Source organism: Labrenzia sp. 011, assembly GCF_003075075.1.
Classification (GTDB): domain Bacteria; phylum Pseudomonadota; class Alphaproteobacteria; order Rhizobiales; family Stappiaceae; genus Roseibium.
The window spans coordinates 43,184-60,640 of sequence record NZ_QCYM01000025.1; the positions used below are offsets into that span (position 1 = coordinate 43,184).

Consider the following 17,457-nt stretch of genomic DNA (forward strand, 5'->3'; position numbering starts at 1 on the left):
ACGTTTCAATTCGTGAACGACCATGAAATCGTCTTCCTCCTGATGGGCATGCCAGTCGAAAACATCGCCGAATTTTGCCACGTTCACATGGGATCCGTTCACCGCGCCGACGAAATGCGGATCGAAAACCTGCGTGATCTGAGCCTCGGCCGATGCGACTATGTTGAGTTTTCCGGCGGCATTCCTGCTTTCTCCACAATCCGGCGCGGCTTTGCAGGTGTCCGGCTCAGATATCGTTCCTGGGGATCCGGAGCACCTGGCCCGGGAATATCAGGTTCGGGTCGTTGAGTATGTGCTGATTGGCCTGGAAGATCGGCTGAAAATTCGAGCTGCCATATTGCTCCTGCGCGATTCTGGTGAGCGTATCGCCGGCTTTCACCGTATAGGGTTGCCAGCCGCCGTAACCGGGCAGGATTTTCGGGCCGAACAGAATCGGGATGACGACGGAGGGGCCGTTTTCGTTGCCGCTGTCGTCGGCGAGGGTCAGGAACAGGCGGTCGAGCTGGAAACTGTTGGAGGCCGGAATGTCGATGGCGGCCTGGAACTGCCTGAGCCCCAGCGCGCCTACGCTGGCAAAGGCGGCATATTCGTCATGTCCTTCCGAAACACGGATGCTGAGCGTGCCTTCGAAGGCGGTGGCATTTCCGGCGATCAATATGCGGGAGCCGACAAGGTCGAACGGCTGCGGTTGCTGAATGTCGAGTGTAATGGTCAAAACAAAATCCTTTCGAGCTGAAAAATATGTGTCTGGTGCCCTCCAGGTGGGGAGATAATATCGCAATTTTCCGGAGCGGGAAACAAGCCGAAGCAACTTCCGGACGTCGCTGGCGCAGCGTGCAGAGAAATGGCGAAATCCGCCGTGCCCGGGAGACAGAGCGCGGCTGAAACACAGGCTTTTCCCTTGGCCTTGCCGGGGAGATCGGCTATGCCAGTTCGTCTTCATTTACGAGTTCACACCCTAGTCCCCCGCAAGCCCCAAGGCCCGGTCCATGAACGATATTGCCGCCGACAGTCCGGACGTCGAAGTCCCTGCACTTCTGAAAAACGCGCCGACCAGCGTGGAGTTCAAGAAGCTGCGCAAGCGGCTTTTGCGGCAGGTGCGCGAAGCGATCGGCGATTTCGGCATGCTGGCGGAGGGGGCCGTTCCGGCGACCCGGCCGAAATGGCTGGTCTGCCTGTCCGGCGGCAAGGACAGCTACACGCTGCTGGCGGTGCTGATCGAGCTGCAATGGCGCGGGCTGCTGCCGGTGGAGCTGATCGCGTGCAATCTGGATCAGGCGCAGCCGGGCTTCCCTGCCCATGTCCTGCCGGAGTTCTTCGAGGCAAACGGCATCCGGCACGTTATCGTGCGTCAGGATACCTACTCGATCGTCACCGACAAGATCCCGGCCAACCGGACCTATTGCTCGCTGTGCTCGCGCCTGCGCCGGGGCATCCTCTACAGGGTGGCGCGGGAACAGGGCTGCGAGGCCATCGTGCTCGGCCATCACCGGGAAGATATTCTGGAAACCTTCTTCATGAATCTCTTTCATGGCGGGCGCCTTGCCTCCATGCCGCCGAAGCTGGTCAATGACGAGGGGGACCTTCTGGTGCTGCGGCCGCTTGCCTATGCGGCGGAAAGTGACATCGCCCGCTTCGCCGCCGGCATGCGGTTTCCGATCATTCCCTGCAATCTGTGCGGCTCCCAGGACGGGCTGCAGCGTGAGGAAGTCAAACGTCTGCTGCAGTCCTGGGAAAAGGAAACGCCGGGACGCCTCGGCATCATGGCCCGTGCGCTGGGCAACTCACGTCCGTCCCATCTGCTCGACCGGTCGCTCTACGACTTCGTCAACCTGCGCCCGGCGGCCGGGGAAGAGGCTCCCGGCAGCGGGGAAGCGGAAGAGCCCTGCGGAGCAAGCCTTGCCATGACCGCAAAGCTGTTTGCGGCGGAGTAATCCTTTTTCCACACGCCGCGTCGTCCCGGCCTTGAGCCGGGACCTTTTTGGGGATTGCATGCGGGGCCCGGTTCAAGGCCGGGACGGCGATAACGCAATTCTCATGTGACCTCCGCAACGCAGGCCACTCACGCAAACAGCTCCCTGAGCCAGGCCTCCACCATTCCGGTTGCCGCCTTCGGCGCGGCGGCATTGTCCCGCGTGAGGAGAAAATGTGTCTGCAGGGAGGGGATCTCGAGATCGTAGGGAATGGCGAGCCGACCGTTTTCCGTCAGTCTTGAGGCGATCTTGCCGAGCAGGAGCGTGGTGCCGCCGCGAGCGGCGGCGAGTTCGACCGCGGCCAGAGAGGTATCGACCGTGACCCCGGGCTGTCTGGTCTCGGGTGGCTGGCCGATTGTTTCCAGGAACCGCGGCCAGTGATCGTCGAAGCCGAGCACGTGAATGCGCGGATGATCGAGAAGCTGTCGCGGGTGGCGGATCGTTGCCGCCAGGTCCGGGGCACAGACCGGGACGATGACTTCCGTGCCCAGCGGTTCCGCATGGGTACCGGGCCAGGAGCCGGTGCCCAGCCGGATTTCGATGTCGATGCCGCTTTCCAGGATCGTATCCGCCCATATGGCCGAGAGCAGGCGGATGCGCAGTTCCGGGTGCTCCTGCTGAAACGCCGCCAGGGCGGGGGCGATGATCAGAGCCGCTTCGGAGATCGGCGCGCGGATCGTCACCGTTCCCGCCGTGCGCTTGCCGAACAGCCCCTCCGTCGACAGCGCCAGATCCTGAAGGGCCTTGCGCACGGACGGCAGATAGGCACTGCCGGCGGCCGTCAGTCCGACCTTGCGGGTCGTGCGTTCGAGAAGCTGATGACCGAGCTGGGTTTCAAGAGCGCTGATGTGCGTGCTGACGGCGGCCTGGGTGAGCCCGAGTTCACCGCCCGCCGCCGTGAAACTGCCCAGCCGGCTTGCCGCTTCGAAGCTCCGCAGCCAGAGAAGATTGGGAAGCGACCTCATCGCGATCCATTCATAAAAAATACCCCGTAATCACCCGTGATTATATCGTTTCTCTTTGCCTGTGGCGAGGGCCAGACTGATGCTCTCTTATCTTCATTCAGGAAAGGCGCTGTCCATGCGTGTCGGGTTTATCGGTCTTGGAAATGTCGGCGGAAAACTGGCCGGGAGTATCCTGCGCAACGGTTTCGAGCTCAGTGTTCACGATCTCGATCCGGAACTTGTCGAAACGTTTGTTGCCAGAGGCGCCGCGCGCGGGGAAAGCCCGAAGCAGCTCGCCGAAACCTGCGACGTGATCATCACCTGCCTGCCGAGCCCGGCTGCCTGTGCCGCCGTTGTCGAGGGGCCTGAGGGGATTCTGGAAGGAATCGGGCCAGGCCGGATCTGGGCGGAGATGTCGACCACGGATGCCGGCGAGATCAAGCGGCTCGCGGAGCAGGTCATCGCGACAGGCGCGGAGGCTATCGAATGCCCGGTATCGGGCGGCTGCCACCGGGCGGCTACCGGCAATATCGCAATTTTCGCCGGCTGCACGCGGGAAACCTTCGAAAAGGCCCTGCCGTTCCTGACCGTTCTGGGCCGCCGCGTGCTGCACACGGGCGAGATCGGCTCGGCTTCCGTGCTGAAGGTGGTGACCAACTATCTGGCGACCGCCAATCTGGTCTCCGTAGCCGAAGCCCTGGTGACCTGCAAGGCGGCGGGCATGGATATGGGCACCGCCTATGAGGCGATCCGGATCTCTTCGGGCAATTCCTTCGTCCACGAAACGGAAAGCCAGGTGATTCTCAACGGTTCACGGGATATTTCCTTCACCATGGATCTGGTCGCCAAGGACATCGGCCTGTTTCAGAAAATTGCCGAGGCTCATGAGGTACCTCTGGAACTTTCGCCGCTGCTCAACAATATCTTTGCCGACGCGATAGAGCGCTTCGGACCGCGTGAACTCTCGCCCAACATCATAAAGCGGCTGGAAGAGGCGACGGGTCTTGAGGTGCTGGCACCCGGATTTCCGGCGGAAATGGTTGACGACGAGCCTGAAGAAGCCGGATATGAAGTGGTGCCGAAAGGCGGCGAGAGGGCGTTTGGCGAAACTGGAAAAGCGGTGGGCTGATGTTGGAGAAACGGCAATTCTATATCGGCGGCGACTGGGTCGAACCGGTCGAGCCGAACGATCTGAAGGTCATCAACCCGGCAACGGAACAGGCTGTAGCGGTCATTTCGCTGGGAACAGCGGCGGATGTCGACCGGGCGGTGGCAGCGGCCCGGTCCGCCTTCGAAACCTGGGGCGAGACCAGCGTCGAGACGCGTGCCGCCTTGCTGGAACGGATCATCGCCATTTACGAGCGCCGGTCCGCCGAGATGGACGAGGCGATCCGGCTCGAGATGGGCGCGCCGATAAAATTTGTCCGCGAACAGCAGACGCCGGCCGGGACCGGTCATGTGCAGGCAACCCTCGAGGCCTTGCGGGAGCACAGGTTCGAGTGGCCGAGTCCGCGCGGAGGCAGTCTGCTCCGGCACGAGCCGATCGGTGTCTGCGGGCTGATCACGCCATGGAACTGGCCCATCAACCAGATCGCCGCCAAGGTTGCACCGGCGCTGGCCGCCGGCTGCACCATGATCCTGAAACCGAGCGAAATCGCACCCCTGTCGGCACTTCTGTTCGCAGAAATCCTTGAGGAAGCGGGCTGTCCGGCGGGGGTGTTCAATCTCGTCAACGGCAATGGCGCCGGCGTGGGCACGGCCATGTCCGCTCATCCGGGGATCGACATGATGTCGTTTACCGGTTCGACGCAGGCAGGCATTTCGGTGACGCAGAACGCGGCCCTGAGCGTCAAGCGCGTGGCACTGGAACTGGGCGGCAAGTCGCCGAACCTGCTGTTTGCCGATGCGGATCTTGAGACGGCGGTGCGGTTTTCCCTCGAGAGCTGTTTTTCCAACAGCGGCCAGTCCTGCGATGCGCCGACCCGGCTGCTCGTGGAACGCTCTGTCTATGCCGAGGCGGTCGATCTTGCGGCAAAGATCGCGGAAGGCGTCAGGGTCGGCGATCCGGCGGTCGAGGGCGATCATCTCGGTCCGGTGATCAGCGACCTGCAGTTCTCGAAGATCCAGGGTCATATCGAGATCGGCATCGCCGAAGGGGCCCGGCTGATTGCCGGAGGACCGGGCAAGCCGGAGGGCTTCGAAACCGGTTATTACGTGAAACCGACGGTCTTTGCCGATGTGCGCAACGACATGGCGATTGCCCGCAACGAGATCTTCGGGCCGGTTCTGGTGATGATCCCCTTCGACACGGAGGAGGAGGCCATCCGGATTGCCAATGACACGCCCTACGGCCTGGCTGCCTATCTTCAGACCGGCGATCCGGAGCGGGCGAAGCGTGTCTCACGCAAACTGCGCGCCGGCAGCGTCTATATCAACGGTGCCAGCCCCGACTGGGACGTTCCTTTCGGCGGCTACAAGCAGTCCGGCAACGGCCGCGAATACGGCGAATTCGGTCTGGGGGATTTCCTGGAGCTGAAGGCAATCACCGGGTGAGGTGAGCAGGACGTCAGTGAAGCGCCTTGTCCCCTTCGAAACCGCCCATCGGCTGGTTGCGCACGAGGATGACAAGGGCTTCGTTGCTGGGTTCGGCGTCCTTCTGGGCGACGCCGCCGTAATTGGCGCACAGGTCCTCGGCAGGCTTGTTATGGGCCGGTGTGAACATGGTGATGGTGCGGCAGTCGACGCGCCGCAGCTCCCGTTCGGCCTCAAAGCTTCCGGATACGGAAAATCCGACCCCGGCAAGGATCAGTGCGAAGGTGGAGGTGGCTGCAATCGTTTTCTTGTTCATCGTCCCCGGTCCCATTCCCCGGCCCGTTAGTGTCTGAAGGGCCTTGCGATATGGACAGAGAATGGCGGAACGCCCCTGTACTCACCCTGAAATCCGCATTCACCTTGCGTTCAGTTTAGATGATTCGGCCGAATTTGCCGAGAGAATGCCCAAATTCCGCCGGATTCGATTCCGGCTACGCAGGATCAAGGGCAGACCTGAGCCGCGCAAGCAGCCGGGAACCGGCGGATCGGGGGGGACGTTGAGGAGGCCCCGGTCAACCTGTCACGGTTGCAGGGAGAAACGGATCGTCGGGCCGCATCACCTCAGGTTCCGCGTCATCGGTCCGCAATGGCGTCCCGGAGGAAGCCATTGGGCAGATTCGCAACACGGTTCCGTTGATCCGGGCTGCTAGCGACCCGGCGGCAGGCGACGGCATACCGTCCCTTGTCGCCGGAAGTCGAAAAGCAAAACGCCTCAGGCGGTCTTCTCGCTGGTCTCGACACCCTTTTCGGTGAACAGGCCCTGGAGTTCCTGATTCTGGAACATTTCGCGGATGATGTCGCAACCGCCGACGAATTCGCCCTTAATATAGAGCTGCGGAATGGTCGGCCAGTTGGAGAATTCCTTGATGCCCTGGCGCAGAGCATCGTCCTCAAGCACGTTGATGCCCTTGTACGGGCTGCCGACATAGTCGAGGATCTGCACGACCTGACCGGAAAATCCGCACTGCGGAAAATTCGGGGTGCCCTTCATGAAGAGCACGACGTCGTTGCTGTCGACTTCGTTCTTGATCCAGTCCTGAATGCTCATGAGCGTATGTCCTTGTGTTTCGCCGCCGCAACGATCCTGCGTCCGGCGTAATATAGCAGATCCGGGCGGCTCCCCCTATGCGACATTCCATGGCCACAAGGGCGCAAGTGTCGCGGCGAGCCCGGTCATGTCCGGTTCCCGTGTGGATCAGTCGGGGGCTTTTGTCTGAAGGGCGAGTGCGTGCAAGGCGCCACCCATGTTGCCTTGCAGGGCCTCATAGACCAGCTGATGCTGCTGGACGCGGCTCTTGCCCCGGAAAGCCTCGGAAACAACATTGGCCGCATAGTGGTCGCCGTCTCCAGCCAGATCACGGATCTCGACCTGAGCATCGGGCAGGGCCGTCTTGATCAGGGTTTCGATCTCATTCGCGTTCATCGGCATCGTGCGTCCGTCCTTTTTAAGAATTTCCTGAAGGGTCTGGCCGTTCAGGCTGTCGCCATGAAGTTCGGGAACCAATCTTCATGTGCTTTTTTCAAGTTTGCAACGGATATGGTGAGGATGCCCTCAACAGTCAAATCCGCGCCGCCTGTGGTGCCGATCTGCCGTACGTCGATGCCGGCATCGATGATGTCTTCCAGCACCGCTTCCACCTTGTCCGGCGCGGCGGTGATGACGTATCGACCCTGGTCCTCGCCGAAGAGGGCCGCATGGGCCGGGCCTTCCACCTTGACCGTGGCGCCGATGCCGCCGGCCATGGCCATTTCCGCCAGGGCGACGCCGAGACCGCCGGAGGAGATGTCGTGAACGCCGGTCAGGCGTGCGGCGCCGATCAGCTGGCGCACCAGCGTGCCGCGGCGCTTTTCTGCAGCAAGATCCACCGGGGGAGGAGCGCCTTCCTCGCGACCGAACAGCTCAGACAGATATTGCGAGGCGCCCAAATGGGTTCCGTAGCCGCCGATGACGAGAATGGCGTCACCTTCCTGTGTGAAGGCGGCACCGGCACGCACACCGACATCGGGCAGCAGGCCAACGCCGCCGATGGCCGGAGTCGGCAGGATGCCTTCGCCATGGGTTTCGTTGTAGAGCGACACATTGCCGGAAACGATCGGGAAATCGAGTTCGCGGCAGGCTTCGCCAATGCCTTTGATGCAGTAGACGAACTGCCCCATGATCTCCGGCTTTTCCGGGTTGCCGAAATTGAGGTTGTCCGTGGCGGCCAGCGGTTCGGAGCCGACGGCGGTGAGATTGCGCCAGACTTCGGCGACCGCCTGCTTGCCGCCCTCGAAAGGGTCGGCCTCGCAATAGCGCGGGGTCACGTCGACGGAAAAGGCCAGGCCCTTGCGCGAGCCCTCCACGCGGATGACACCGGCATCGCCGCCGGGTGTGGCCGCGGTGTTGCCCTGGATCAGCGTGTCATACTGTTCGTAGACCCAGCGGCGGGAAGACCCGTTGGCGCTGCCGACAAGGGCCGTCAGAGCGGCCGCATAGTCGTCCGGCTCGGGGACATCTGCGGCGGAAAGCACGGGCAGTTTCTTCGGTTCGATCCACGGGCGGTCGTATTCCGGCGCTTCGTCGCCCAGTTCCCTGATCGGCAGGTCGGCGACGACATCGCCCTGGTGGCGGACAATGAAACGCAGCGTGTCGGTGGTGACGCCGACAATCGCGAAGTCGAGGCCCCATTTGCGGAAAATGGCCTCGGCTTCCTTTTCCTTCTCGGGTCTGAGAACCATGAGCATGCGCTCCTGGCTTTCCGACAGCATCATTTCATAGGCGCTCATGCGCTCCTCGCGCACGGGAACCTTGTCAAGATCGAGCTCGATGCCGAGACCGCCGCTGGCGCCCATCTCGACGGCCGAACAGGTGAGACCTGCGGCGCCCATGTCCTGGATGGCGATGACCGCGCCGGATTCCATCAGTTCCAGACAGGCTTCCAGCAGGCATTTCTCGGTGAAGGGATCGCCGACCTGAACCGTGGGGCGCTTTTCCTCGATGGTATCGTCGAATTCGGCGGAGGCCATGGTCGCACCGCCCACGCCGTCACGGCCGGTCTTGGCGCCCAGATAGACGACCGGCAGGCCGACGCCTTCCGCCTTGGCCAGGAAGATGGCATCCGAGCGGGCCAGACCGGCGGCAAAGGCGTTGACCAGGCAGTTGCCGTTGTAACGGGGATGGAATTCGACTTCGCCGCCGACGGTCGGCACGCCGAAGCAATTGCCGTAGCCGCCGACACCGGCGACGACACCGGAGACGAGATGTTTCGTGCGCGGATGCTCGGGTGCGCCGAAGCGCAGTGCGTTCATGGCGGCAACCGGACGCGCGCCCATGGTGAAGACGTCGCGCAGAATGCCGCCGACGCCGGTCGCGGCGCCCTGATAGGGCTCGATATAGGAGGGGTGGTTGTGGCTCTCCATCTTGAAGACTACCGCCTGTCCGTCGCCGATGTCGACCACGCCGGCGTTCTCGCCCGGACCCTGCAGCACCCGCGGACCTTCGGTCGGCAGGGTCTTCAGCCATTTCTTGGAGGATTTGTAGGAACAGTGCTCGTTCCACATGGCTGAGAAGATGCCGAGCTCGGTGAAGGTCGGCTCCCGGCCGATCAGTTCCAGAATGCGCTCATATTCGTCCGGCTTGAGGCCGTGGGAAGCGATGAGCTCGGGCGTGATCTTGATATCGTTCGGGATCATGTCGGTCCGGGAATCTGCGGCGCGGGCGCCTGTGCCTGTTTGCCGCCGGTTTAGCAGATCGAATCGCGGAATGGGAGAGGCTATTCACATTCGATTGTCCGGTTTCCCGGACGAAATGTCCCGGCGGACGATGTGGCGGCTTGTCATTCGAAACTGTCGTAACACGCGCTGCTGTCTTCCATGATGTTGCGGACAATCCGCAGGCCCTCTGAAGTCTCCTCGCGGGTGAGCGGGTTGGTGATGCCGATCCGGACCCGGTGGTAGACCTTGCCCGAGCGGCCGGTCTTGAACTCGTCCTCGTCATCGACCAGCACATTGGCGCTCGCGGCGGCGGCCTTGAAGGTGCCGGAGAGCCAGGGTTCGGGCACCTTCAGCCACAGGAAGGGGGCATCGGGGGCGGTCTCAAGCTCGAAGCTGCCGAGATGCTGCCGGACGAGGGCATGGCGGGCGGCGATCTCCGTCAGGATCCTTTCGCGGAAGGTGTCGGCGGCTCCGGACAGGACCAGGCGGGCGGACAGTTCCGACAGCAGGAAGGATATGCCGCCGGTCAGCATCTTGTGGGCGGTGTAGATCCGCTGCGCATGGGAGCGGGGACTGGAGACCCAGCCGCCGCGCACACCGGCGGTCACCGATTTGGACAGGGAGCCGACATGAAAGGTCCGCTCCGGCGCCAGAGCGGCCAGCGGGGGCAGGGTTGTCTGGCGCAGGGAGCCATAGACCTCGTCCTCGATGATCCAGAGATTGTTCTGCCGAGCGATTGCCACGATATCCCTGCGCCGGGCTTCGCCCATCAGCCCCAGTGTCGGATTGTGCATGGTCGGCATCACGAAGAGCACCTTGGGATGCTTCTGCGCGCAGACGCGGGCCAGATCCTCGGGAATCGGCCCCTCGTCATCCCGCGCGACCTCGACCGGTCGCCGGCCCGTCAGGGCGCCGCCGCGGGAGATCGAACTGTAGGTGAGGTCCTCGAAGGCGATCTGGTCGCCGGGGGCGGTGGTTGCCGCGAGGATCGCCATGATCGCCGCCTGGGCGCCGGTTGCCGGCACGATGCTGCCTTCCTCCGGCTCCCAGCCGCTGCGCGTCAGCCATTTGCGGCCCGCCCTGCGCCAGCTTTCCGGCACATCGCGTGTGTAGCTGGCGATTTCGTGCGGATGGTCGCGGGTGATGTCCGACGTAATGCGGCCGATGATCTCCGACTGACCGATTTCGGGTGCCGAGGTGCTGTCGAAGCGGATGGCGCCGGGGGCGGGAACGGAAATCCGCGTGCCGGCGAACGCGGCATCCTTCGGAATGCTTCTGGCCTCGCGCACCCAGGAGGGCGCTTCGCTTTCCGGGGCGCGGCCGTTTCCTGCCGTCTGGACGTCCTGGCCGAGATCGGGTTTGCCGTATTCCCGAAGAGGGGCGGCATCCGTGCTTCCGAGAACGAATGTGCCGCGTCCGACTTCGCCACTGACGAGCCCCTGTTGCCGGATCATGGCGTAGGCCCTGCCGATGGTGCCGACTGTGACGCCCAGGTCATAGGCGAGATCGCGCTGCGGCGGGAGTTTGGTGCCCGCAGCCAGTGCGCCGCTGGCAATGTCTTCGGCGATCCGGTCCGCCAGACGGATGTACAGCGGGCCACGGCCTTCGGGAATCTCTGGGAGCCAATTTGTCATGGTGACAATTTTGTATATTGCATCCTAAAAGGAGTCAATTCATAAGATTGCAACGATACAATACCCGTTATTGTTCTGATTGTAACCCTTGTGAGGTGCTGAAATGAGTTCAATTGACACAATCGGAGGGCGGAGGATCTCCCGGGTTCCCGTCGTCCGGCCACTGCTGGTTTTTTTGCGGAAGAGGACATCGTCCTGGATGCAGGCGGCCCGCACGCGCAGGCAACTGCGGGATCTGTCCGATGCGGCGCTGGAGGATCTGGGCCTGACCGCTGAAGCCGCGCGCCGGGAAGCCGCAAGGCCTTTCTGGGACAGTCATGGTGGACGCTGGTCAGGGGGCCGATAGGGAATGCGCGCGCCCGAAGGGCGAGGTGCATCGGAACCGGGGCTGCCATTTGCCCGGACACGCAGCAAGATGCCGGACACGTTGGAACCCGTGCCCGGCATTTTTCTTGAAGTCGTCGCGTTTCTCGCAGGAAGAGACTCAGACCGCGCCGGTGTATTCGCCGCGTGCCGGGTAGTCGTTCTTCTGCACGAAATCGAGTGCGCCAACCATTTCCTGGAAATGCGGGCGTACGAAAGGCATGGTCTGGATAGCGGAGAAATACAGGGTCCCGTCCGCCTTGACCAGGAAGACGCCGGGCTCGGAAAAGAGCGCCGGCTCCTCGATGCCGATGGATGTGGTGCCGCGGCTGGTGGAGATGAACAGACCCCAGTCCTTGGCAACTGTGAGCGGCAAACCGTAACCGAAACGCAGATCGGGATAACCGACCTTGTCGGCCATCTGCTGGGCGCGGTCCTTGTCGTCGGACGAAATTGCGATCGTCTTGACGCCCTTCTCGGCGAAATCCGGGGTCAGGCGACCCAGTTCCTTCAGATAGGTGGCGCAGATCGGGCAGTGCAGACCGCGATAGAAGACGACGAGCGTCGCGAAATCGGGACCGTCCTTGGACAGGTCGAAGGGAGCACCGGAAAGGGTGTCGAGCGTCAGGCCGGGAACCGGCTGGCGTGGAACAAGCATCTGTTTCCTCATTCTGCTTGAGAGCAGGGCTTCACATTACCCTGTGGGTAGGCTTAAGATAGCGAACTAATGCCGATGAAACATCCTGAAAAGATGATCTGGAGTACGGAAATGCTGGTCCCTTATCGGACATCCTTCAACGGAAAACTGGATCGGCTGTCGTCTCTCATCGACCGTCTCAGGGTGCATGTTTCCAATACCCGGACCGACGGCCCGGAAGAGGAGGCCGCCAATTTCAGGATTTACGTGACTGAAGGCCAGGCGCTTCGGCTGGTCTACAGTCCGCTGAAGAACGGCGAGGCTGCGGAGCACCCGGACAGCGCGGCAACGGCGCAGGAAACGGCCCTGGTTGCCGCGCGTATCACGATTTCCGGTGTCGGCGGGCAGCTGGTGAATGCGCTGCCGGATTGCATCTCGGTGCCGCTGGCCGACGACCCCTATCTGACCGCGGTGGTCATGCCCCTGATCGAGGAAGTTACCCTGCCCAGATGCGGCGGCCAGGCGGCGTTTCAGCGGTTGTGCGAGGTGGTGGTCATCCGGCTGCTGCGCCACGCGATGGAGTCCGGCAAGACCGACACGGGGCTTTTGAGCGGCCTGTCACATCCGCGCATCGCTGCCGCGCTTGTCGCAATACACGAGGCGCCGGGCGATACCTGGACGCTTGAAAAGCTGGCGGAGACGGCCGGGATGTCCCGCACCCAATTCGCCGTCACCTTCAAGGAGCGCGTGGGAACGACGCCCATGGTGTATCTTTCCAACTGGCGGCTGGATATTGCCCGGGCCGAACTTGAGGCCGGACTTCAGGTCAAGTCCGTCGCGGCGCTGTGCGGTTTCACAAGTCCGGCGGCGTTTTCGCGGGCCTTTTCCCGCCGCTTCGGCTATCCGCCCAAGCAAAGACGCAGCCAGGCGGCCTGACGCGGGGACGCACCGGTCCGCCAGCGGCCGTTATCCCCGGTCGTCGACCATCTGCTCCAGCGCGTAGATCTCGTCGTTGATGTCGTCCGCCTTGCGGGCGAAGAGTGCCTGGGCATCCTTCAGGCCGAGATTGTAGAAGCGCGTACCGAGTGAGGTCGTCAGGAAGTCGATCAGCCGGTCGGCATCCATATTGCCGATTTCCACGTCCAGCTCATCGTCCAGAAAACGCTGGATCTGTGAGGCGAGGCGGGACCGCGCGTCCGTTTCGAGTTTCAGCTCGCTCATGGCCGTCCGTCCTTCGCTCGCGCCGGATCAGGCTGCCTTCAACAGGCTTTCAAACAGGGTTCTGCCGTCCAGGCCGCCATGGAGCGGTTCGACCAGGTTTTCCGGATGCGGCATCATGCCGAGGACGTTGCCCCTTGCATTGGTGACGCCGGCAATATCGTTGATCGAGCCGTTCGGATTGGTACCCTCCGCATAGCGGAAGACCACCTGACCGTTGCCCTCGACCCGTTTGAGCGTCTCCGTGTCGGCGAAATAGTTGCCGTCGTGATGCGAGACCGGGCAGCGCCAGACCTGACCCTTGCGAAATTCGGAGGAGAACCGGGTCGCGTTGTTGACCGTCTCGATCCTGACTTCCTTGCAGACATAGATCAGGCCGGCATTGCGCATCAGGGCGCCGGGCAGAAGGCCGGCTTCCGCCAGGATCTGGAAGCCGTTGCACACGCCGAAAACGGAAACACCGCTTTCCGCCTTGGCAACCAGGTCCTTGAGGATCGGTGAGCGGGCGGCAATGGCGCCGGCGCGCAGGTAGTCGCCATAGGAGAAACCGCCAGGCACCACGACAAGGTCGACGTCCGGCAGGGTGCTCTCGGTATGCCAGACGCTTTGCGGGCGGGTGCCGGTGATCAGTTCCAGGGCCTGGAACATGTCGCGGTCGCGATTGGAGCCGGGGAAAACGATGACGGCGGATTTCATTGGGCAATCCCCTGAATTCAGAGCAACACTAGAACGGCGATCAGCGCCGCGAGGGCGGGAACGAGGATGAAGACTGCCGCCTTGGCGGCCAGGAAGATGACGGCCCTGCGTGTGTCTTCATCCATGGTGAACCACCGGGATTCAATCGATCTCGATAGCGTAATTCTCGATGACGGTGTTGGCGAGCAGCTTTTCGCACATCTTCGTCAGTTCGGCCCTGGCCGCATCCTTGTCGGATCCGGTCAGCTCGATATCGAAGACCTTGCCCTGCCGCACGGAACCGACACCGGCGAAGCCAAGGCCGCCAAGGGCGCCTTCAATGGCCTTTCCCTGGGGATCCAGCACACCGTTTTTCAAGGTGACGATCACACGTGCTTTCATGAGGTCTTGTCTCCATCAACATCCTGCAGGGCCATTGCTGGCTCCATACACCACCATGATTGGTTCTGGAAGGGAAGAAGAGGCGCGAAAGCGAAAACCCCCGCCAAACTTTCGTCCGGCGGGGGCTGTTTGCTACTGCACCAGTGTCGGACCGGACCCTGCCGGACGTTCGCTGGTGTTCATGATGCCCAAGCGCTTGGCGACCTCCTGATAGGCCTCCAGCATTCCGCCCAGGTCGCGGCGGAAGCGGTCCTTGTCCATCTTGTCGTTGGTCTCGATATCCCACAGGCGGCAGCTGTCGGGAGAAATTTCATCCGCCACGACGATGCGCATCATGTCGCCCTCGAAGAGGCGGCCGCATTCGATCTTGAAATCGACGAGGCGGATGCCGACGCCGAGGAACAGGCCGGAGAGGAAATCATTGACGCGGATCGCCAGCGCCATGATGTCGTCCAGCTCCTGCGGAGTGGCCCAGCCGAAGGCGGTGATATGTTCTTCGGCCACCATGGGATCGTCGAGTTCGTCGTTCTTGTAGTAGAACTCGATGATGGAGCGCGGCAGCTGCGTGCCTTCTTCCAGGCCAAGGCGCTTGGAAATGGATCCGGCGGCGACGTTGCGCACGACCACTTCCAGCGGAATGATCTCGACTTCGCGGATCAGCTGTTCGCGCATGTTCATGCGACGGATGAAGTGGGTCGGGATGCCGATGGCATTCAGCTGGTTGAAGATGAATTCGGAAATGCGGTTGTTGAGCACACCTTTGCCGTCAACAATCTCATGTTTCTTGTTATTGAAGGCTGTGGCGTCGTCCTTGAAGTGCTGGACCAGTGTTCCCGGTTCCGGACCTTCATAGAGAATCTTGCCCTTACCTTCATAAATGCGGCGGCGGCGGTTCATTGGCTATACCGTATCTTTTAAAAGAGAATCCTTCGGAAGGGTCCTTGCGCACCTGGTCTGATTTATGCCGGGACGTCGTTGTCACACCGGCAGGCGCCTTCTGGCGGCAATCCCTATTTTGCGGCGCGGAACTTACCCGAAGCGGGAGCAAAGTACAATCTTATGTTTTTCGTCATTTCACGAAAGAGATTGTGCTTTCGACGCAAGGAGGCAGTATCTGCGTTGATTTGCGGCGCATGCGGGGATATGCAAGAGACCAAATCGGCCCCATATGGGGAGAAGTGCATCAGCGCAGTTCAGGAGACGATGAGTTATGAGCACATTCGACAAGCGCGAACAGGGGTTCGAAAACAAATTCGCGCATGACGAGGAGCTGCGGTTCAAGGCGACAGCACGGCGCAACAAGCTGCTGGGACTGTGGGCGGCGGAACTTCTGGGTCATGAAGGCGAAAAGGCCGAGGATTATGCGAAGGAGGTCGTTCGGGCCGACTTCGAGGAACCGGGCGACGAGGACGTGTTCCGCAAGATCCGCGCGGATTTCGACGCCAAGAATGTCGATCAGTCCGATCACCAGATTCGCCGCACCATGGACGAACTGATGCATACGGCCATTGCCCAGGTTCAGGAAAAGGGCTGATCGGGTCATACCGCATCTGACGAGAAATGCTGAACGCCTGTCGCTTGCGGCAGGCGTTTTTTGCTTGCCGCCGCCGGGCGCGTACCGCTTCACGGCAACAGGGCTTGCAGCCAGGGTCTATCACCCGTTTGATGACGGATCTGACTGAGGAGGCAGCCCGTGAACGAACAATCCTTTCTTGCCGACAGACTGCGGTCCGGAACGCCGGTGGTTACCGGCTGGTCCGTGCTGTGCGTCCCGATGATTGCCGAAATGATGGCGCGTGGCGGCTATGAGGCGGTGACGATAGACATGCAGCATGGCATGTACGACTTTGCCTCGGCCTGCGATGCCCTGGCCGGCATCGCCCTTGGCGGCGCGCACCGCATCGCCCGTATTCCCATCGGCGACAATGCACTGGCCGGCCGTCTGGCCGACATGGGGGCGGAATGTCTGATCGCGCCGATGATCAATTCGCGGGAAGACGCTTCAGCCTTTGCCAGAGCCGTCAAGTATCCGCCGGAAGGGGACCGTAGCTGGTCGCCGTTCCGCGCGGCGATGCTCAGCGGCCAGAGCATCGAACAGTATCGAAAGGGAGCCAATTCCCAGACGCTCTCCCTGGCGATGATCGAAACCCGCGAAGCCATCGACGCGCTGGAGGATATCCTTTCGGTTCCCGAGCTGGACGGGGTGTTCGTGGGACCGAGCGATCTGTCGATTTCACTGTCGGACGGTGCACAGCTCGATCCCGACGGCGCGGCGACAGCTAAGGTCTGCGCCGCGATCGCGGAGAAGGCGGTGAAGGCCGGCAAGCTGGCCGGTATCTTCTGTCTAAACGCCGACAAGGTGCGGGAAGCCGTGCAGCAGGGCTTTTGCCTGATATCGCACGGCATCGACCGTTCCTTCGTCGGCGATTCCATCGACAGGGCCCGGCGCGAGGTGGACGAGATCATCCCGGCCCGGCGGAGCTGAGCAGGGACCGGTCAGCCGAGCCGCTTCATGAAATGGGCGAAGGACATCATGCCTTCGGGCCAGGGACCGTGGCCGCTTTCCAAGTTGATGTGACCGGCCTGACCGGCATCCTGGACCGTGGCGCCCCAGGCCCTGGCGAATTCCTGTGCCCGGTCATAGTCGCAATAGGGGTCGTCTCGGCTGGCAACCAGATGGGACTGGAAGGGCAGGGGCACGCACGGTACCGGACGGAAATCGCCACCGTCGAACTCCTTCACCAGTCCCTCCCGGTCCCAGTCCGAAGGCGCGACCAGATAGGCGCCCCTGATCCTGTCTTTCAGGGCATGGGCACCATGGGCGACGAGAATGCAGCCGAGGGAATGGGCGACGAGCACCACGGGCCTTTCGCAAGCCTCCACCTCGGCGGTCAGGGTGTCCAGCCAGATCTTCCTGACGGGCTTTTGCAGCTCCGCCTGCTTGACGACGCGCGCGGTCGGCATCTTGTCGCGCCAGCGCAGCATCCAGTGGCCGGGCAGCATCCTGCCGTAGCCGGGGATCAGCAGAATGTCGGTCTCGGAAATCTTCACGATAGTAATCTTATTTCAAGTGAGTCTCGATGTAGCCGAAAAAGTGTATCTTTTTTGATGCCTATTTCTACCGTTTTATATGGGTGTTCCAATATGTATTTTTAATCTTTGTTAACGAAATTTTTCGCGTTTTATTTATTTGTTACGAAACAAAAATATTGTACACGTGGGATGATGCAAGATTTGTGGAAATAGATAAGATAAATCCTGCGATATTATAAAAGAATGAGTTTCTGTTCTTCGAGATCTCAGCTTTGATCTTTTTTCTATTCATC

21 protein-coding genes are annotated in these 17,457 nt (G+C 61.7%); 7 read left to right on the forward strand and 14 right to left on the reverse strand.

Going from position 1 to position 17,457, the window contains the following annotated elements; translation table 11 throughout:
* Window positions 1-226: 226 nt before the first annotated feature.
* Complete coding sequence (locus DCO57_RS19805; protein ID WP_116700646.1) at window positions 227-715, reverse strand: LysM peptidoglycan-binding domain-containing protein; 489 nt, start codon at window positions 713-715, stop codon at window positions 227-229.
* A 274-nt stretch (window positions 716-989) separates the two neighbouring features.
* Here DCO57_RS19805 and ttcA point away from each other — a divergent pair, with 274 nt between their 5' ends.
* Window positions 990-1,934, forward strand: a complete 945-nt coding sequence (gene ttcA, locus DCO57_RS19810) for a tRNA 2-thiocytidine(32) synthetase TtcA (RefSeq protein WP_116700647.1) — start codon at window positions 990-992, stop codon at window positions 1,932-1,934.
* Window positions 1,935-2,062: 128 nt separating this feature from the next.
* Here ttcA and DCO57_RS19815 read toward each other — a convergent pair whose 3' ends face one another.
* Entirely contained in the window at window positions 2,063-2,938 is an 876-nt protein-coding gene (locus DCO57_RS19815; RefSeq protein ID WP_116700648.1) for a LysR substrate-binding domain-containing protein, read from the reverse strand.
* 115 nt (window positions 2,939-3,053) lie between these two features.
* Here DCO57_RS19815 and DCO57_RS19820 point away from each other — a divergent pair, with 115 nt between their 5' ends.
* Together DCO57_RS19820 and DCO57_RS19825 are read left to right on the forward strand one after the other, a co-directional pair.
* Window positions 3,054-4,046: an NAD(P)-dependent oxidoreductase gene (locus DCO57_RS19820; protein WP_116700649.1), complete on the forward strand. Its 993-nt coding sequence runs from the start codon at window positions 3,054-3,056 to the stop codon at window positions 4,044-4,046.
* The gene (locus DCO57_RS19825) at window positions 4,046-5,470 is read left to right on the forward strand and encodes an aldehyde dehydrogenase family protein (RefSeq protein WP_116700650.1); all 1,425 of its coding nucleotides are present in this window, start codon (window positions 4,046-4,048) and stop codon (window positions 5,468-5,470) included. The genes DCO57_RS19820 and DCO57_RS19825 overlap by 1 nt, the downstream gene beginning before the upstream one ends.
* A 13-nt stretch (window positions 5,471-5,483) precedes the next feature.
* On the opposite strand, the gene DCO57_RS19830 is transcribed toward DCO57_RS19825, so the two are convergent.
* The 5 genes from DCO57_RS19830 to DCO57_RS19850 form a co-directional block, all read right to left on the reverse strand.
* Window positions 5,484-5,765 carry an antitermination protein gene (locus DCO57_RS19830; RefSeq protein ID WP_116700651.1) on the reverse strand — a complete coding sequence of 94 codons (282 nt, stop codon included), beginning with the start codon at window positions 5,763-5,765 and terminating at the stop codon, window positions 5,484-5,486.
* Window positions 5,766-6,221: 456 nt separating this feature from the next.
* Window positions 6,222-6,557 carry a Grx4 family monothiol glutaredoxin gene (grxD, locus tag DCO57_RS19835; protein ID WP_116700652.1) on the reverse strand — a complete coding sequence of 112 codons (336 nt, stop codon included), beginning with the start codon at window positions 6,555-6,557 and terminating at the stop codon, window positions 6,222-6,224.
* A 147-nt stretch (window positions 6,558-6,704) separates the two neighbouring features.
* A complete protein-coding gene (locus DCO57_RS19840) occupies window positions 6,705-6,938 on the reverse strand; it encodes a BolA family transcriptional regulator (protein ID WP_116700673.1) in 234 nt (77 codons plus the stop codon).
* Window positions 6,939-6,982: 44 nt separating this feature from the next.
* Entirely contained in the window at window positions 6,983-9,181 is a 2,199-nt protein-coding gene (gene purL, locus DCO57_RS19845; protein ID WP_116700653.1) for a phosphoribosylformylglycinamidine synthase subunit PurL, read from the reverse strand.
* Between the two features lie 143 nt (window positions 9,182-9,324).
* Window positions 9,325-10,836: a PLP-dependent aminotransferase family protein gene (locus DCO57_RS19850; RefSeq protein WP_116700654.1), complete on the reverse strand. Its 1,512-nt coding sequence runs from the start codon at window positions 10,834-10,836 to the stop codon at window positions 9,325-9,327.
* Between the two features lie 103 nt (window positions 10,837-10,939).
* Here DCO57_RS19850 and DCO57_RS24090 point away from each other — a divergent pair, with 103 nt between their 5' ends.
* Entirely contained in the window at window positions 10,940-11,182 is a 243-nt protein-coding gene (locus DCO57_RS24090) for a DUF1127 domain-containing protein (protein WP_116700655.1), read from the forward strand.
* Between the two features lie 138 nt (window positions 11,183-11,320).
* On the opposite strand, the gene DCO57_RS19860 is transcribed toward DCO57_RS24090, so the two are convergent.
* A complete protein-coding gene (locus DCO57_RS19860; protein WP_116700656.1) occupies window positions 11,321-11,857 on the reverse strand; it encodes a peroxiredoxin-like family protein in 537 nt (178 codons plus the stop codon).
* A gap of 111 nt (window positions 11,858-11,968) precedes the next feature.
* Here DCO57_RS19860 and DCO57_RS19865 point away from each other — a divergent pair, with 111 nt between their 5' ends.
* Window positions 11,969-12,772: an AraC family transcriptional regulator gene (locus tag DCO57_RS19865; RefSeq protein WP_116700674.1), complete on the forward strand. Its 804-nt coding sequence runs from the start codon at window positions 11,969-11,971 to the stop codon at window positions 12,770-12,772.
* Window positions 12,773-12,802: 30 nt separating this feature from the next.
* Here DCO57_RS19865 and DCO57_RS19870 read toward each other — a convergent pair whose 3' ends face one another.
* The 5 genes from DCO57_RS19870 to purC all read right to left on the reverse strand — a co-directional run bounded on the left by DCO57_RS19870 (window position 12,803) and on the right by purC (window position 15,028).
* On the reverse strand, window positions 12,803-13,057 hold the full coding sequence (locus DCO57_RS19870) for a DUF2164 domain-containing protein (protein WP_116700657.1): 255 nt from the start codon (window positions 13,055-13,057) through the stop codon (window positions 12,803-12,805).
* Between the two features lie 27 nt (window positions 13,058-13,084).
* The gene (gene purQ / locus DCO57_RS19875; protein WP_116700658.1) at window positions 13,085-13,750 is read right to left on the reverse strand and encodes a phosphoribosylformylglycinamidine synthase subunit PurQ; all 666 of its coding nucleotides are present in this window, start codon (window positions 13,748-13,750) and stop codon (window positions 13,085-13,087) included.
* 17 nt (window positions 13,751-13,767) lie between these two features.
* Complete coding sequence (locus DCO57_RS23975) at window positions 13,768-13,875, reverse strand: phosphoribosylformylglycinamidine synthase-associated small membrane protein (RefSeq protein ID WP_116700659.1); 108 nt, start codon at window positions 13,873-13,875, stop codon at window positions 13,768-13,770.
* A gap of 16 nt (window positions 13,876-13,891) precedes the next feature.
* Window positions 13,892-14,131, reverse strand: coding sequence for a phosphoribosylformylglycinamidine synthase subunit PurS (gene purS / locus DCO57_RS19885; RefSeq protein WP_116700660.1), 240 nt, complete (start codon window positions 14,129-14,131; stop codon window positions 13,892-13,894).
* A 132-nt stretch (window positions 14,132-14,263) separates the two neighbouring features.
* Complete coding sequence (purC, locus tag DCO57_RS19890; protein WP_116700661.1) at window positions 14,264-15,028, reverse strand: phosphoribosylaminoimidazolesuccinocarboxamide synthase; 765 nt, start codon at window positions 15,026-15,028, stop codon at window positions 14,264-14,266.
* Window positions 15,029-15,341: 313 nt separating this feature from the next.
* Here purC and DCO57_RS19895 point away from each other — a divergent pair, with 313 nt between their 5' ends.
* A complete protein-coding gene (locus tag DCO57_RS19895; protein WP_116700662.1) occupies window positions 15,342-15,665 on the forward strand; it encodes a DUF1476 domain-containing protein in 324 nt (107 codons plus the stop codon).
* 159 nt (window positions 15,666-15,824) lie between these two features.
* Window positions 15,825-16,616, forward strand: coding sequence for an aldolase/citrate lyase family protein (locus DCO57_RS19900; RefSeq protein WP_116700663.1), 792 nt, complete (start codon window positions 15,825-15,827; stop codon window positions 16,614-16,616).
* Between the two features lie 11 nt (window positions 16,617-16,627).
* Here DCO57_RS19900 and DCO57_RS19905 read toward each other — a convergent pair whose 3' ends face one another.
* A complete protein-coding gene (locus DCO57_RS19905; RefSeq protein WP_116700664.1) occupies window positions 16,628-17,182 on the reverse strand; it encodes an alpha/beta hydrolase in 555 nt (184 codons plus the stop codon).
* Window positions 17,183-17,457: the final 275 nt, after the last annotated feature.